The organism is Psychrobacter sp. 1176_08, from assembly GCF_052850615.1.
The window spans coordinates 424,787-441,152 of the sequence record NZ_VXCU01000001.1; the positions used below are offsets into that span (position 1 = coordinate 424,787).

The window sequence follows — 16,366 nt, forward strand, 5'->3', positions numbered from 1 at the left end:
CTTTGTTTGTTCTTTTTACCACTGTTGAGCCCTCTATATGCCTAAAGTATCGTCAATTACCCGTGTGCTAGAGATTATAGAAGCGGCATCTTACGCTTCTAAACCTTTGTCTCCACTTGAGCTATCGCAAGAGTTAGATATTCCCAAGCCGACCATTCATAGACTGATCCAAAACTTGGTTGATGAAGGGTTTTTGACTGTCGATATTGGTGGCGGTATTATCCCTGGAAAGCGCGTACGTAATCTGAGTGTTGAGCTTTGGCAGCAAAGACTATTCTTTAATGAACGACAAATGATTCTGCAAAAGCTGGTTGATGAGCTAAAAGAAACCTGTGGCATTGGGGTTCCTTATCATATGAATATGATTTATACCAACCGTGCTCAGACGACCCTACCACTACAAATTTACTTACCAGTCGGCGCAAAATCGCCAATGTGGTGTACTGCAACAGGTAAGCTCTACTTGAGCCAATTATCCGCTACCAGTCGCCATAAGATACTCCAAGGTCTGCCGCTCGATAAGTTCACTAAAAATACTATTACTGATATTGATGCATTGAACGCTGAGCTTGATCGTATTGCTGAAACAGGTATTGGGATAGACAATGAAGAGTTTATTTCTGAAATGGTAGCAGTGGCTGTACCTATATTAGATAAAAAGTCACGCTATCTGGCCTCGTTATACCTGCATGCGCCCACCATACGTGTATCACTAGATGAACTATTGGTTCATGTCCCACGTCTACAAAAAGCTGCGCAGGATATTCAAGCCCTTGTGTATGACCTGCAAAGCTAACATATCAATCATATAAAATAAAAAAGGGTCTGCACTATATATAGCTATGCAGGCCCTTTTTTATTTGCTTATTCGTTTTATATAAACCATCAAAGATACGGTCGATTTACTTTAAAAACAAGACCGTGCGACTGGGATGGATTTTTCGTGACCTCTGTGTTCGCAGCAAGTAAGAAAAATATATATCAGTCGCACGTGTCCCTCAATGTATCGGTTTGATATATTAAAACAGTACTGAGTGGTCATGACGACCCATGATACTTGAAAAATCCTTATCGCCATTCTCTACGGTGTGTGCTTCATAAAGCTCTGCGGCTTTAGCGCCCATTGGCGTTTCGACATTGGTATCCTGAGCGGTTTGCATGGCAAGATTGAGGTCTTTTTGCATTAATTTACTCATAAAGCCGCCTTGATAGCCATTGCTAGAGGGCACGTTTTCCATCACTTGAGGATAAGGATTATAGACCTCCAATGTCCAGTTTCGACCTGAGCTTTGTAGCATAATATCTGATAATACTTTGGGGTCCAGTCCATTCTTGACCCCTAAATTAATGGCTTCTGCTGTTCCCGCCATCAAAATCCCCAGCAGCATGTTGTTGCATATTTTTGCGACTTGCCCTGCGCCTTGATCACCTGCATGAAAAATGTTTTTGCCCATGACGGCTAGTATTGGTTCCGCTTTAGCAAAGGCTTCATCACTACCCCCAACAATAAAAGTTAAGCTACCAGCAATTGCACCGCCTGTCCCACCAGATACGGGCGCATCTAAGAAGTCGATACCAAGCTGACTTGCTGCCGCAGCGACTTTTATGGCATCTGCAGCCGCTATCGTACTACTATCGATCACGAGCGTGCCTTTAGGTAACGCTGTCAGTAATCCATTAGAGCCATTTTCACCCAAATAAACAGAATGAACATGCTTGCCAGCAGGCAACATACTGATAACGACCTGGGCGTTACGCGCAGCTTCAATAGGACTAGATGCAACGCTTGCCCCTGCCTGCTGTAGACGCTCTGTTGCAGCTTGCGACAAATCGTAGACAGACAAGGCATAGCCTGCTTTTAATAAATTCTCTGCCATGGGGGCGCCCATGTTACCCAATCCGATAAAGGCTATCTTTGGCTTATTGCCGTCTTTATCGGTCGCATTTGTATCGTTGATATCCATCTCATCGCTCCTTGATGATTGCTTATGCAGACATTGCTACATATGGTATTTACTGTTTTTAAGTCTTATTTATACTTAGTAATTATTCTGATGCTCCAACCTTTAGCGTACAAGCTCATTGCCTAAAGCATGATCACTCAGCCAATGCTCTAAAGGATGTTCACCTTTAGAATAAGGATTGACGAGATGCTGCTGAATGTATGCTTGTCCTTCTTCACTCAAACAATCAGCCAACGAACGTGACCACTGCGGATTGCGATCTTTGTCAATCAGTAATGCTCGTACGCCTTCCTTAAAGTCTGGATTGGCAGCACAATGCACGGCCACATTGGTTTCTAGATACAGAACTTGCTCTATCGATAAGTCGGTAACCTTATGATACAACACATACGTCAGTGCAGTCGTCGTAGGACAGCCATGACGATAAGTTGCTACTGCTCGCTGTGTCCAACTGTCCTCAAAAAAGTCTGCTCCTAGCTGTGCAAGCGCTTCATCACTTTGTAACAGTGCATCAATATCGCCCAAACCGCCACTATTCATCAGTTTCTGAATTGGATACCAGTATGCAGCCAACTTACTAGGAGGTAGGTCAGCAGTGGACTGTGCGGCCAGTGCACGGCTGACGATACTATAAGCACTATTGTTATAAAGGCTCTTAGTATCATTAGATTCAGTCGCCGCCTGCCAATTGCTCTGTTTTAAACGCTGGATAATGGCATCATAATTGTCGCTTGAGACGGCATACTCTGCAAGATTGGCGAAGAGAGCGTCGTTGCCATTGCACATCGCACCCGTCAGCCCCAAAAACAACCCTGTCTTGGCTGGCATGCGTTGCAAAAACCAGCTACCAGAGGCATCAGGAAACAAGCCAATAGTTACCTCAGGCATGGCAAAACGCGTACGTTCAGTAACGATGCGGTGACTGCAACCTGCCATCAGCCCCATGCCGCCGCCCATGATAATCCCATCGCCCCACAGTATTAATGGTTTTGAATAAAAATGCATCTGGCGATAGAGACGATATTCATGACTGAAAAACTCTGTGGCATAAGGGTTGGGCATTGGCGCATTCGCAGACATACTATCGTATAGTTTACGAATATCACCGCCTGCACAAAATGCTTTGTCGCCTGAGCCTTTTAGTACCAAAGCAACCACCTGATCCTCATTTTGCCACTGCTCTAATTGTGCTGATAACAACTGGCACATATCGACGCTCAGAGCGTTCAAAGATTTGGGCGTGTTTAAGGTCATTATTCCGATCAGATGACCGCAATCGGTCAGCTCAGTCTCGAAAAGTACAGACGCGTTCTGCTCTATCGTTTTTTGATTATCACCATCGTCTATCGCTGTCATCGCTGCTGCCATCAAAATCACCTACAAGAATTAGAAAATTTAATTTATTTATTTTGCCAATTTGGTTTACGCTTTTCCAAAAATGCTTGAACACCTTCGCGCTGATCTTTGGTATCAAACAACTTAACAAAGGCCTCACGCTCAAGAATAAGGTTCTGTGCAGGCGGTGTGTCTCTAGCCGCTTGGATAAGCGTTTTAGAATAGCTGACAGCAACTGGTGACTGTTTGGCAACCTTTTGCGCCAATGCTTGTGCTGCCGTTAGACCCTCGCCTTTGGCCGTGATTTCCTCGACCAAACCAATTCGCAGAGCCGTATTTGCATCGACACGCTCGCCGCACAATATCATGCGTTTTGCCCAGCCCTCACCCACAAGCCAAGGCAGATTTTGTGTACCGCCCGCGCAAGGCAGTAAGCCTACGCTCGTTTCTGGCAATGCCATCTGTGCGTGTTCTTCTGCGATACGAATATCACAAGCAAGTGCACACTCAAGACCACCGCCCATTGCATAGCCGTTGATAACAGCGATACTCACGCCACGATAAGCGGATAAAGCTTCAAAAGCTTCGCCAAAAGCGATAGCCATGCTAATTGCATGACCTTTGTCTCCATCTGCAAAATTATTCAGATCCGCGCCTGCTGAAAAGAACTTCTCGCCGTCTCCATGAATGATCAAAGCATAGACATCATCCTTTGCATTCAAGTCAGCAATCAGTTGTTTGAGCGCTTGCAAGCTGTCCATCGTCCACGTGTGGGCGGGCGGATTATTCAGTGTGACAATCGCCGTATGATGATCAATTGATAGTTTGAGATTGGTATAATCTGTCATAAAACATCCTTGTTTTAACATGGTTTTACTACATGCACTTTATAGTAGAGCCTAAATAAAATTGATATAGCATGAGACACATGCTCGATTAAAGGCTATTTTTCTTGCTTGCTGTCACTTCGTCTCCAGAGGCTGCAAAAAATAGCCTTTAATCTCGCTGTACCATTTTTAAATTAACTTGACTATATGGATAAAGAACCATACCAATGTATTAGCGTAATTGACTCAGCGCATCGTCCTGCAATAGCTGACGCGAGACAATGACTCGCATGATTTCATTGGTGCCTTCTAATATCTGATGGACACGTAAGTCTCGAACATGGCGCTCTAGTGGGTATTCATTCAGATAGCCATAGCCACCGTGTAACTGTAATGCTTCATTAGCGACGTCGAAACAAAGATCGGTCGATAAGCGTTTTGCCATTGCACAGTATACGGAGGCCTGCGAATCCTCATTATCAACCTTGTTCGCCGCTAAATACAGCATCTGCCGTGCCGTAATCGTTTGGGTCAGCATATCTGCCAGTTTAAATTGTACGGACTGTAAGCTGGCAATCGGACTACCAAATTGACTACGCTCTTGGACATAATTGGTTGCGGTCTCTAACGCGGACTGTGCCGTACCAACCGCACATATGCCAATATTAATACGTCCACCATCCAAGCCTTTCATAGCAATACGAAAGCCTTGACCTTCCTCACCTATTAAGTTTTCTACAGGCACCTTGACGTCTTTAAAACTGATCGTTCGTGTTGGCTGTGCTTTCCAGCCCATCTTATGCTCATTTTTGCCGTATTCGATGCCAGCACTATCGGCTTCGACCACAAATGCTGACACGCCTTTTGGTCCTGCACCGCCCGTACGTGCCATGACTACCAATATATCGGTCGATCCTGCGCCTGATATAAAGGTTTTTTCTCCATTCAGAATATAGTGATCGCCTTGCTTATCAGCTTTGGTACGGAGTGAGGCGGCATCAGAACCCGCATTCGGTTCTGTCAAGCAGTAGCTACCAAGCCACTCACCGCTGACCATATTGGGAAGATATTTCTTACATAAAGCGTCATTGCCATACTCACCAATCATCCAGCTCGCCATATTATGAATACTCATATAAGCCGCAACTGCCGTATCGCCCCACGCCAGTTCTTCAAAAACCATGGCAGAATCCAGTCGTGGCAATCCCAAACCATCGTACTCTGGATTGGTATACAGTCCCAAAAAGCCAAGCTCACCTGACTTTTTGATAACATCAATAGGAAAATGTGATGTACGATCCCATTCTGCTGCGTTTGGCTTAAGCTCTTTTTGAGCAAACTGTCTCGCAGTTTGGCGAAAGGCAATCTGATCATCAGTGAGTGAAAAATCCATATGGTCATCCTTGTGCATGTATAGCAAATATGGTGAATGAGGCTAAGTGTGTCATTGTCTTCTTGTTTTATTATTTCATTAAAAACGCAGTATGGCGATAAAAGTATGCTACTGCAAAACCACAAGCAGAACAATGAACACACCGCAGCGATAGTGAATGACTATATCGAAATAGTCGTATTAACACCGCGACTCGCTTCGTCATCAAACCATCGCGCCGTCACCGTTTTCGTCTGAGTATAGAACTGTACGGCTTGCTTACCATAAGGACCAAGATCGCCAAGCTTACTTGCACGTGAACCTGAGAATGAGAACATGGGTAGTGGCACAGGAATCGGTAAGTTAATACCAATTTGACCGACCATGATGTCTTGCTGAAATTTGTGCGCGGCGGCACCTGACTGGGTAAAGATGGCCGTACCATTGCCATGCGGATTGGCATTGAGCAGCTCTATCGCCTCATCCAAACTAGCAGCACGCATGATACACAGTACAGGACCAAAAATTTCTTGCTGATAAATTTGCATATCGCTTGTGACATTGTCAAAAATAGTCGGTCCGACAAAGTTGCCTTTTTCAAACCCTTCAACGGTAATGCCGCGACCATCAAGAATTAAGCTAGCGCCTTCTTCGACACCAGTACCAATCAAATGCTCAACACGCGCTTTTGCAGCAGGTGAAATCAGAGGCCCTAAATCTTTATCATTCTTGCCAGCCGATACGACCAAGGCTTCCGCTTTGGCTTTGATATCATCAATCCACTCACCTGCTGCGCCAACCAGCACGACCACTGACAACGCCATGCAGCGTTGACCAGCAGCACCAAAGGCAGCACCTGCCAATTGATTGAGCGTTTGTTCTTTATTAGCGTCAGGTAAAATTACCCCGTGGTTTTTAGCACCCATCATACACTGCGCACGCTTACCTGATTTACTCGCGCGCTCATAGACATGTTTACCAACGCTGGTAGAACCCACAAAAGACACCGCTTTGATATCTGGGTGATCGCAAATAGCATCAACCGTCGCTTTACCACCGTGAACCACATTCAACACACCTTCAGGGACGCCCGCTTCTACAGCAAGTTCAATCAGGCGCATGGTGACCATCGGATCTTGTTCAGAGGGTTTTAGGATAAAGGTATTACCTGTCGCAATCGCCATTGGAAACATCCATAGCGGAATCATGGCAGGAAAGTTAAAGGGTGTAATCCCCGCACATACGCCAAGCGGCTGCCAAATGCTATAAGTGTCTACGCCAGAGGCGACATTTTCGACGAAATCACCAATCTGCAAATTGGCAATACCTGCTGCGTGTTCGACCACTTCTAAGCCACGAAATACATCGCCACGGGCATCAGCAATAGTTTTCCCTTGTTCTGCGGTTAAAATCTCTGCAAGCTCATCCATATGCTCACGAATCAGTGATTGATATTTTAAGAAGATACGAGCGCGGGAGGTAATCGGTGTTTTACGCCAAGTTTGAAAGGCTGTTTGAGCAGCGGCAACGGCCTGATTGATTTCATCATCTGTGGATTGTGGCACTTTTGCGATGACTTCTTGAGTGGCGGGGTCGGTAATATCAATCCATTCATCAGTAGTAGACTGTGTAAATTGACCATTAATGAGTTGCTGAACGTGGTGCATAAGATATCCTTATCTTGTTTATGTGACTACTGCGACAGTGTCGCTATATTTATGGTGTCTTTATATCTATAAAGAGCGCTAAAAGAGATAATTTTTAATAGCTATAATTTAAAATGATTTATTTTGTATCGTTATTGACTATAACAATAAAACAATTTTAGGGTCAAGCGCTTTGTTGAATTTTTAGCTTGTTTGAGAAGATAAGCAATAAAAAAGCCCATGATTTTTCATGAGCCTGTAATTTTACATCCATACTCTGTCATAAATCTTGTCTGAATGAGAGCGCTAGTATTCTTTCATAGATTGTTTGATGGCATCAATCGCTGCTGGATTATCAAGCGTTGACATGTCTCCTGTGTCCTTGTTTTCTGCTAATGCCCGAATAGCTCGGCGTAATATTTTGCCAGAACGGGTCTTTGGTAGGGCTTGCGGAAAATAAATTGCTGCTGGACGCGCGATACCGCCCAATGACTTGATAACCGCACCGATCACTTGTTGCTCAAGGCGAAACCGATTTTCAGTGGTTGCTACTTGCTCGTGATCTTTTAGTACACAAAACGCAATAGGCAACTCACCCTTCAATTGATCTTGGATGCCCACGACGGCGCACTCTGCCATTTCAGGATGACTACTAATGGCTTCCTCAATTTCTTGCGTGCCTATACGGTGACCTGCTACGTTAATCACATCATCAGTACGTCCTAGAATATAGAAATAACCATCTTCATCCGTGACCGCATAGTCTGAGGTAGAGTATTGCTGGCCGTCAAATAAGCCAAAATAGCTACTGATAAAACGCTCATCATTGCCCCATACCGTTGTGAGACAACCTGGTGGCAAAGGCGCTTTAATGGCTAACAGGCCTTTTTCACCCGCCGCGCAAGGTTTCCCTGTTTCTTCATTAATAACTTGCGCATCATATCCATACATTGGATAACCAGGTGAGCCTTGTTTGTGCTGCTTATCATCGAATTTGGGCGTATTGCTCAAGATTGGCCAACCCGACTCTGTCTGCCAGTAATGGTCTAAAATAGGGACACCCAAATGCTTGCTGAGCCAATTGGCGGTAGATTCATCAAGTGGCTCGCCTGCCAAAAAGAATGATTTGACACTTGATACATCATAGCGAGTCATCCACGTTTCATCTTGTTTTTTGAGCATACGCACCCCTGTGGGCGCAGTAAACAAAATATTGACCTTGTTGGCCTCGACAATACGCCACCAAATACCCGGGTTTGGGCGATGTGGTAAGCCTTCATACATAATACTAGTCATACCCGCAAGCAATGGTGCATATATCGTATAAGAGTGTCCAACCGCCCAGCCGATATCCGATATCGCCCAAAAGGTTTCGCCCGCTTTGCCATCGTAGATATAATCTATTGAGGTAGTGAGTGCGACGGCATGACCGCCTGTATCACGCTGCACACCTTTGGGCGTACCCGTGGTGCCAGAGGTGTACAGCAAATACGATGGCGTGTTTGACTCAAGCCAGACAGGTGCTACTATTGCATTTGCCTCACAACTATAGCGACGTTCCGTCGCATAATCCACATCGATGTCTTGCGGCTGAAAAGGCAACACGCCTCGATTTACCACTAGCACATGCTCAGGTTTTTTGGTTGCTTGCTCAACCCCTTGATTGACCAAGTTTTTATAATTGATGACCTTACCACCGCGCAAGCCTGCATCTACTGTGATGACCATTTTTGCGTCAGCATCATTCATGCGTATCGCCAAATTATGGGCGGCAAATCCCCCAAATACGACCGAATGCACCGCACCGATACGAGCGCACGCCAGCATGGCGTAAGCGGCTTCCAAAATCATCGGCATGTAAATGATGACACGATCGCCTTTCTCAATACCATAACGCTGTAGCACATCAGCGAAATAATTGACTTCTTTATACAAATCATTATAGGTCAGGCGACGCTTGGTATAGTCAGTATAAAACTCTACATTATTGCCCAAGTCTTTGAAGGCGTTGACAACGCCTGGAAAGGTTTCTATCAATTCTTGATTGATCTCTGACGATAGCCAAATGAAGGCATCTTGTTCTGCGCGTTGTTCCAGATGACGATCCACGCAGTTATAACAAAGATTGGTTTCACCACCGACAAACCATTTGGCAAAGGGCAACTTACTATCATCCAAAATCTGCTCAGGTTCTTTATGCCAATAAATGCGCTCTGCTTGCTTAGCCCAAAATTGCTCACGATCACTGATTGAGGCCTGATATATGTCAGTAAAGGTTGAGATAGTAGTGGATGATGCTTGAGAAATATGATTAATATTTGGATTGGTGGCGTGCTCGCTCATAATGGCTGTCCTTAGCATAAACGATAGTAATGCGATTTTATTAGATAACAATATAATATAAAACTGGCTTTCCTTGCCAAAATAAAAAACCGATACAATATGTATCGGTTTAAAATGTAACAGAGCAATTTGTAAAGGTCAACTGTTAAGCGTGTACTTTAGTCTATATTAATAAGAGCAAACGTCTGAGCAGTAGACAATTTAAGATCATTATTTTTCAACGGGTTTTGTGTACATCTCACGCATGACCTTCTTGTCATGTTTGCCTACTGAGGTTTTTGGCAATTCATCCACAAATTTGAACTGATTTGGTACGCCGTATTTAGGGATCATGCCACGCTCAACCGCTTTCTCAGCAATCGCTCTAATATCTTCAGCACTGGTATCTTGGCACGCAGGCTTAAGTACAATTAACGCCAATGGACGCTCACCCCACTGCTTATCGGGAATCCCAATGACAGACACATCACCGACCGCTGGATGAAGGGATAAAATCGTTTCAATCTCAAGCGATGAAATCCACTCACCGCCTGATTTGATCACATCTTTTAAACGATCAGTGATTCTCATATAACCGTCTGGTCGTATGTAGGCGATGTCTTGGGTATGCATATAGCCATTTTCCCACAGCTCTTTACCTGCATCTTCATTTTTTAAATAGCTTTGAGTCAGCCAAGGGGCACGTAATACAAGCTCACCAGTGTTGTCCTTACCCACGCCTACCGATTGGTTGTTCTCACCCCATACCTGAGCATCAACCATCAAAACAGGCTTACCTGTCATACAGCGACGAGCAATATCCTCTTCTTCTGTCATCTCAGGTTCATTTAAACTGAACTCTGTCAAACTAATGAGCGGCGCTGTCTCTGACATACCGTAGCCTGTATACACCTCGATACCTTGTGCCATAGCAGTTTTTGCCAAGCCTTCTGTCAATCTTGACCCACCAATGATCATCTTAAGACCATTAAAACTGGCATTACGATCCTGCGCTTCTTTGAGTATCATCTGTAAGATCGTCGGTACGCAATGGGTAATACTTACCTTTTCATTAATAATTAAGTCCATTAGAGCATCAGGCGCATAACGCCCCGGATAGACTTGCTTTAGCCCAACCATCGTGGCTGTAAATGGAAAGCCCCATGCATGTACATGAAACATCGGTGTCAGTGGCATGTAAACATCCCCATAGCTGACACCTTGTTTGTTGGGCAGCATACCAAGCGTTGCTGCTTCAGCTAAGCTATGCAATACCAATTGACGATGACTAAAAAACACCCCTTTTGGATCTCCTGTCGTACCTGAGGTATAAAAGGTGGTTGCGATGGTGTTTTCATCAAAATCTGGAAAATCAAAATCACTATCAGCGGCGTCTATTAATGATTCATACTCACCTATAACTCGATTTTGGTTGCCGCCAAAAACCCCTTCAAACGTTACCCCATTATCATCTAACCAAATAATATGCTCAATGCTAGAATTTTCGAACTGATAATCTTTGACTAATGGTGCAAACTCAGAATTGAGCAGCAATACCTTGGGCTTAGCATGATTGATGGTATAGAGGACTTTTTCTGGTGATAGACGTATGTTAACCGTCTGCAAGATATACTGTGACATAGGCACAGCAAAGTAGGACTCAAGGTAGCGGTGACTGTCCCAATCCATGACAGCGATTACGTCACCTGCATCAAGATTCAGCCCAGCCAATACATTGGCTAAACGGTTGATACGACTAAACAAGTCTTTATAAGTAAAGCGCTTTTTGTCTGCATAAATAATTTCTTGCTCTTGCGATACCGTTTTGGCGCGGTTTAATAGTTGTTTTACCAATAATGGATAATCATAGGCAGACGGTGCACTCTGGTAAATATTTGACATAAATCTGACTTCCTTGTTGGTCATATGTATAAATTATTATAAGTATAAATCCGAACAGCAATACAACGATCATTGTTTTAAAAAGCAAGTCTTTTTTGACAATAGCTGCTTGAACTATCAATAAAATTAATCGTATCTCTATCGATAATAAGAAAAAATCAGCGTTATGTAAAGCAACCTTGAGTAAGTATCACAAAGCCAATGTAGAACGGGCCAGTTTCTATTAAGGTAGGCATTTAAGGAGCAGGTGACTTGGTTTTGATCATACCAAAACTTGCCATAAGCAATGCCAACACTTGCACGAACAGCAGCAGACATACCGTGAGTGACCACTGCCCTCGTGCATAAACCAGACCGCCCAGCCAAGCACCTAACGTTCCGCCCGCGTAGTACCCCATATAATATAGGCCCGATGCTAATGAGCGTCCCTTTTTGACATTGACAGCGATGTAGCTAATAGTCGCTGACTGCGTGATAAATACCCCCGACGACATCACAGCCAGCCCTATAATGATACCCCACAAAGGCGTAACAAGCGTCAACAACACGCCAGCCATCGACACCAGAACAGCAACTCTGACTGTCCTTGCTGAACCAAACCGCCTGAGTAGCTTGGTTGACAACGGTGTGATAATCACGCCTATCAGATATACCGCAAAGATGTTGGCAAGCGCGCCCGTGCTCAACTCATAAGGTGATTTGGCAAGATGCAGATTGATAAAAGTAAAACACCCTACAAGAGAAAATAAGACACAAGCACCCAGCAAGCAGGCAGTCACAACATAGCGATTGGTCACATGCTCGCCTAATGTCTGTATGGCTGAGCGAAAGTTTGGATTGGCCACAAAACGACGAGACGATGGCAACATCTTAATAACCCACAAGGCACCTATCAGCGTCATACCAGCCATCACATAATAGCCATAGCGCCAGCCGATCATCTCGTGCAAGTGCCCAAGTAAAAACCGGCCCATAAAGCCACCAAGCACTGATCCTGACACATAAAATGACATCAACTCTGTCAGAGCCCGTCCCTCAAACTCCTCACCAATATAAGCAATGGTCACAACTGTAATACCTGGTACGGACAAGCCTTGCAAAAAACGCCACATACCCATCCAACCGATACTAGGACTTTGCGCAATCAAAGCCGTCGGTATGGCTAAAAATAATAACGCACCGACGATAAATGATTTGCGCCCTACCGCATCAGAGAGCATACCCAAAAACGGTGACATAATAGCAATCGCTAGCACGGTTGCGCCGACCACCATTCCTGCCTGCACTTCACTTGCTGACAAATCCATCATCAATACCGGCAAAATAGCCTGAATAGAATAAACTTGTAAAAAAGCAAACATCCCAATCAGACCAATCGTCAATTTTAAGACCCACGAGGGCGAATTAAATGGTAGCTGACTGGCAGGTATGGTAGGTGTTTTTTTATTCATCGCATCAATCTTTTGGTTTGGCTGACTGTGATCTGTCACATGGTTTTGTATATGATTATTCAAAATAGGGCTGACTGTATTAGACGCCTTTTAGCAAAGGCTAGAGAGACGTGGGTAATAGAAATGAGACAATAAGAGTAAGACTTGTAGCAATCGTACAGTGGCAAAGTCCAGCTAATTTTGACTATCATAGCGAATAATAAGCGCAAGGTTCAGTATATCGTTCGTTTTGTTTTTACACATCTACATTGTTTCTATCTTTTTTATTACAGACATTGCGTCTTTAAAAAATCATACTCGTAGAGTCTTAAACACTCTCAGCAGTGTTCATAGCTACAATTTCGTAACCATAATATTTATAACGACAATAATGAATAATTTGAGAAACCCAGTATTGAGGAACCAGTTTTATGACCGATGAAATTTATGATTTAGGCCAAGGATTTTGGAGCATACGAGGATCCTTTATTAAAAACGGCATAATGGACATCGGGGTGCAATCTGCTCTGATAAAACTGGCCTCAGGAAGATTTATTTTTTTGGACAGTTATACGCTAACGGGTGAGGTTCGACAGCAAGTCATGGCACTGACCAACGATGGACGAGATGTTGAGGCGGTGTTAAACGTTCATCCGTTTCATACCATCTACTGCGCGCAAATGGCTAAAGACTTTCCGCAAGCCATCTTTTATGGCAGTAGTCGTCATCATAAGCAAGTACCAGATGTGAGCTGGTCTGAGGATTTAGTCGAAAGCGATACTGTGACAACACGCTATACCGAACTTGAATTCTCACTTCCTAAAGGCATCTATTACATTTCGCCTAATGAAAACGTTCATGCAAGCTCTTTATTGGTCTATCATCCCGCCAGCCAAAGTCTCTATATTAATGACACCTTTGAGATTCCACCTTCTAAATTGTTTCAGTTTGGGTTTACATCCCACAACCAAGCAAGCGCTAATCGATGAAGCTACGGCAAGCGAGCAATATTGCGATTGGGCAACGAACCTTGCGCACGCATGGCGTGACGCTCGATACTTTTGCGGTGCACACTCGGGTCTGGTGGAGTTTGGCGAAGGTAGATTTGAATCAGCACTGCTGTCTGCTATTAACGCGGCTCGTTCTGAGCTTCAATCACGATAGATTATAAAATAACACTTAAGGTAAGAACGATATTTATTGTCTATTGAGACTTACTCATACTTTAAGCAACTCTTTTCAAACATTACCTAAGAAGAAACAACAATGTCAGACAAAATATACGATTTAGATGCAGGGTTTTGGAATATACGTGGATCGTTTCGCGTTGGTGGTATCTTAAATATTGGCGCGCAATGCTCACTTATTCAATTAGCATCAGGGCACTTTATCTTTTTAGACAGTTATACGCTCACTGGTGACGTTCGAGATAAGGTCATGGCACTGACTGATAACGGTCAAAAAGTGGAAGCGGTGCTCAATTTACATCCCTTTCATACGGTGTACTGTGCACAAATGGCAAAGGATTTTCCGCAAGCCATCTTCTATGGCAGTAGTCGTCATCATACAAAAGTACCTGAAGTCCAATGGGCCGAAGATTTGGTCGAAAGTGAGGCAGTGGCTCAGCGCTACCCCGAGCTTGAGTTCTCGATAGTAAGAGGTATTGATTATATCTCGTCCAATGAGATGATTCATGCAGGCTCTTTGTTGGCCTACCATCCTGCCAGCAAAAGCTTACATGTCGATGACACTTTTATAAGCCCACCGATCAAAGCCTTAGAGGCCATATTGCCTGAATTAATGCTGCATCCTACGACCAAAAAAGCGTTAAAAGACAAACCAAACGCTGGTCAGCAGTATTGCGATTGGGCGACTAATTTGGCCCATGAGTGGCAAGATGTTCGTCATTTTTGCGCCGCACATTCACATTTGGTGACCTTTCATAAGGGCGAGTTTAAAAAATCTTTATTAAAGGCTATCAATAAAGCACGTCCAAAGTTAGAAAATATTTAGTTAGCAATCTGTCTTGAACGTGTAGAAATATATAAAAGGGTTGCCAATATGGTTGCCCTATTTTTATAAAATACTGTCTTGTATTCATGGCATGGTAAATTGACTACACCTCACCTTGCCATTTACGAATAAACTCGCCATTTGGATCATATTGCTGGGTCTGTTTGTTGAGATTAAATTGCCTGCATCCTCTCGGATCAGCGCCAACCCCAGCCAAGTACTGCCAATTACCCCAATTGCTGGCGACATCATAATCGATCAGCTGTTGTTCAAAGTAAATCGCACCGTAACGCCAGTCTAAACCCAGCTCATGAATCAAACAGCTAGCCACTAACTGTCTACCGCGGTTCGAGATGTATCCTGTACTTTTTAGCTGATTCATACACGCATTGACGATAGGATATTGCGTGGTTCCATTTCTCCACTGCGCCAAACGCTTGTGATCAAACTGGGTCGGTGGTAAGTGTTGCGCAATGCCTTTAAACCAAAACAGCTTTTGTTGATGGGCAATAGCATACCAATAAAAATACTCACGCCACAGCAGCTCAAACCATATCCAATAAGTAGACTCATTCGCAATGGTATCGCGCTCATAACGACGCAGACGATTCAATACCATGTTTACAGACAGTGAGCCATTGGCCAACCATGCCGAAAGCTTGGTGGAATGCGTCCAGTCATCAAGCGCATTTCGCGTGGTTTTGTAAATACTCGGCGCATCGGAATCAAAATAAGCATCTAGATGCTCTAAACCGCTCTTCTCTCCACCTTTCCAATCAGGTGGTTGCTGTGATGGCTCATTGAACGCTTGTGCTGCAAAAAAGTATCCATGGCTGTCTCGCAAATTTTCAGGCATTGGCGACAGGGACTTGGGCGTTGGACAAGTCACAATATCTTCTTTTACCTGCAATAAATCATAATTTGATTCAATTTTTTTGCGAAAGGCGGTAAAGCTTTTGGGCAACTCATCGAGTGGCAATTTATCAAACAACGTGGCAGTGGTTTGTACATGCCAGCATACTTGTGGGTTTTGCTCCTGCAAGCATTTGTAGACTTGGTTTTGGTTATAATCTGCCGTTTGACTGACACAGATATCTGTGACACTTTGCTGCTGAATAAGCTCATTCAACTGGGTAAACGTGTCTGATGTCGCCACGTTGTTTTGCAAATACAGCAATTTATTGCCAAGTTGCATGAGTGACGCATCTAAAGCTGCCAAACTCTCAGACAAAAATCGCTGGCGCGCCTGACCCATAGAGTCATAGTGATAAACCTGCTGGCTAACTTTTTTGTCCAATGTATCGGTCAATGATGGTGCATAAACGAGCAATAACTGTCCGTTACTGGACAGATGAGCCGCTTTTGATAACGTGGCATTGTCTGTAACTCGCAGGTCATTATGAAATAAAACCAGCGTAATATTTGACGTCAATGACTGATTTGGCATGTGTTAAGCCTCTTAGTATTTAGATATGATGAATAAATCACAATCCTTCATTTTCAACAGTATTTTTAAAGCTTCAAAATATCATATACTGTCAATGTCATGTTTGAT

Annotated in this window: 13 protein-coding genes; 3 read left to right on the forward strand and 10 right to left on the reverse strand. The window is 43.9% G+C overall.

The genetic code is table 11. The features are described from left to right. Window positions 1-37 precede the first annotated feature (37 nt). Window positions 38-796, forward strand: coding sequence for an IclR family transcriptional regulator (locus tag FW759_RS01700; protein WP_062844729.1), 759 nt, complete (start codon window positions 38-40; stop codon window positions 794-796). A gap of 223 nt (window positions 797-1,019) precedes the next feature. Here the strand turns inward: FW759_RS01700 and mmsB are convergent, their stop codons facing one another. From mmsB to FW759_RS01740, 8 genes are all read right to left on the reverse strand, one after another. Beyond that, window positions 1,020-1,964, reverse strand: coding sequence for a 3-hydroxyisobutyrate dehydrogenase (gene mmsB / locus FW759_RS01705; protein WP_131397794.1), 945 nt, complete (start codon window positions 1,962-1,964; stop codon window positions 1,020-1,022). A gap of 102 nt (window positions 1,965-2,066) precedes the next feature. Further along, the gene (locus FW759_RS01710) at window positions 2,067-3,332 is read right to left on the reverse strand and encodes an enoyl-CoA hydratase/isomerase family protein (RefSeq protein ID WP_446441995.1); all 1,266 of its coding nucleotides are present in this window, start codon (window positions 3,330-3,332) and stop codon (window positions 2,067-2,069) included. A gap of 32 nt (window positions 3,333-3,364) precedes the next feature. Continuing rightward, window positions 3,365-4,147 (reverse strand): enoyl-CoA hydratase, encoded by a 783-nt coding sequence (locus FW759_RS01715; RefSeq protein WP_353669907.1) that lies wholly within the window; start codon window positions 4,145-4,147, stop codon window positions 3,365-3,367. A gap of 211 nt (window positions 4,148-4,358) precedes the next feature. Further along, window positions 4,359-5,519, reverse strand: a complete 1,161-nt coding sequence (locus FW759_RS01720) for an acyl-CoA dehydrogenase family protein (protein ID WP_131397798.1) — start codon at window positions 5,517-5,519, stop codon at window positions 4,359-4,361. A gap of 161 nt (window positions 5,520-5,680) precedes the next feature. Further along, complete coding sequence (locus tag FW759_RS01725; protein WP_131397800.1) at window positions 5,681-7,165, reverse strand: CoA-acylating methylmalonate-semialdehyde dehydrogenase; 1,485 nt, start codon at window positions 7,163-7,165, stop codon at window positions 5,681-5,683. 285 nt (window positions 7,166-7,450) lie between these two features. Further along, window positions 7,451-9,487, reverse strand: a complete 2,037-nt coding sequence (locus FW759_RS01730) for a propionate--CoA ligase (protein ID WP_443505227.1) — start codon at window positions 9,485-9,487, stop codon at window positions 7,451-7,453. Window positions 9,488-9,697: 210 nt separating this feature from the next. Further along, window positions 9,698-11,368, reverse strand: a complete 1,671-nt coding sequence (locus FW759_RS01735) for a fatty acid--CoA ligase (RefSeq protein WP_095570499.1) — start codon at window positions 11,366-11,368, stop codon at window positions 9,698-9,700. Window positions 11,369-11,604: 236 nt separating this feature from the next. Continuing rightward, window positions 11,605-12,819, reverse strand: a complete 1,215-nt coding sequence (locus FW759_RS01740; protein WP_095570639.1) for an MFS transporter — start codon at window positions 12,817-12,819, stop codon at window positions 11,605-11,607. Between the two features lie 410 nt (window positions 12,820-13,229). Between FW759_RS01740 and FW759_RS01745 the strand changes: the two genes are divergently transcribed. Beyond that, window positions 13,230-13,787: a hypothetical protein gene (locus FW759_RS01745; RefSeq protein WP_446441996.1), complete on the forward strand. Its 558-nt coding sequence runs from the start codon at window positions 13,230-13,232 to the stop codon at window positions 13,785-13,787. 2 nt (window positions 13,788-13,789) lie between these two features. On the opposite strand, the gene FW759_RS01750 is transcribed toward FW759_RS01745, so the two are convergent. Beyond that, on the reverse strand, window positions 13,790-13,915 hold the full coding sequence (locus FW759_RS01750) for a hypothetical protein (RefSeq protein WP_446441997.1): 126 nt from the start codon (window positions 13,913-13,915) through the stop codon (window positions 13,790-13,792). 149 nt (window positions 13,916-14,064) lie between these two features. Here FW759_RS01750 and FW759_RS01755 point away from each other — a divergent pair, with 149 nt between their 5' ends. Continuing rightward, window positions 14,065-14,811, forward strand: a complete 747-nt coding sequence (locus tag FW759_RS01755; protein WP_353669911.1) for a hypothetical protein — start codon at window positions 14,065-14,067, stop codon at window positions 14,809-14,811. Window positions 14,812-14,914: 103 nt separating this feature from the next. On the opposite strand, the gene FW759_RS01760 is transcribed toward FW759_RS01755, so the two are convergent. After that, window positions 14,915-16,258, reverse strand: coding sequence for a DASH family cryptochrome (locus tag FW759_RS01760; RefSeq protein ID WP_443505229.1), 1,344 nt, complete (start codon window positions 16,256-16,258; stop codon window positions 14,915-14,917). Window positions 16,259-16,366 lie beyond the last annotated feature (108 nt).

What these genes read in the sequence shown, in the direction of transcription:
- FW759_RS01700 (WP_062844729.1), top strand. Translation starts at nt 38, where the DNA reads ATGCCTAAAGTATCGTCAATTACCCGTGTGCTAGAGATTATAGAAGCG.
- mmsB (WP_131397794.1), bottom strand. Translation starts at nt 1,964, where the DNA reads ATGGATATCAACGATACAAATGCGACCGATAAAGACGGCAATAAGCCA.
- FW759_RS01710 (WP_446441995.1), bottom strand. Translation starts at nt 3,332, where the DNA reads ATGGCAGCAGCGATGACAGCGATAGACGATGGTGATAATCAAAAAACG.
- FW759_RS01715 (WP_353669907.1), bottom strand. Translation starts at nt 4,147, where the DNA reads ATGACAGATTATACCAATCTCAAACTATCAATTGATCATCATACGGCG.
- FW759_RS01720 (WP_131397798.1), bottom strand. Translation starts at nt 5,519, where the DNA reads ATGGATTTTTCACTCACTGATGATCAGATTGCCTTTCGCCAAACTGCG.
- FW759_RS01725 (WP_131397800.1), bottom strand. Translation starts at nt 7,165, where the DNA reads ATGCACCACGTTCAGCAACTCATTAATGGTCAATTTACACAGTCTACT.
- FW759_RS01730 (WP_443505227.1), bottom strand. Translation starts at nt 9,487, where the DNA reads ATGAGCGAGCACGCCACCAATCCAAATATTAATCATATTTCTCAAGCA.
- FW759_RS01735 (WP_095570499.1), bottom strand. Translation starts at nt 11,368, where the DNA reads ATGTCAAATATTTACCAGAGTGCACCGTCTGCCTATGATTATCCATTA.
- FW759_RS01740 (WP_095570639.1), bottom strand. Translation starts at nt 12,819, where the DNA reads ATGAATAAAAAAACACCTACCATACCTGCCAGTCAGCTACCATTTAAT.
- FW759_RS01745 (WP_446441996.1), top strand. Translation starts at nt 13,230, where the DNA reads ATGACCGATGAAATTTATGATTTAGGCCAAGGATTTTGGAGCATACGA.
- FW759_RS01755 (WP_353669911.1), top strand. Translation starts at nt 14,065, where the DNA reads ATGTCAGACAAAATATACGATTTAGATGCAGGGTTTTGGAATATACGT.
- FW759_RS01760 (WP_443505229.1), bottom strand. Translation starts at nt 16,258, where the DNA reads ATGCCAAATCAGTCATTGACGTCAAATATTACGCTGGTTTTATTTCAT.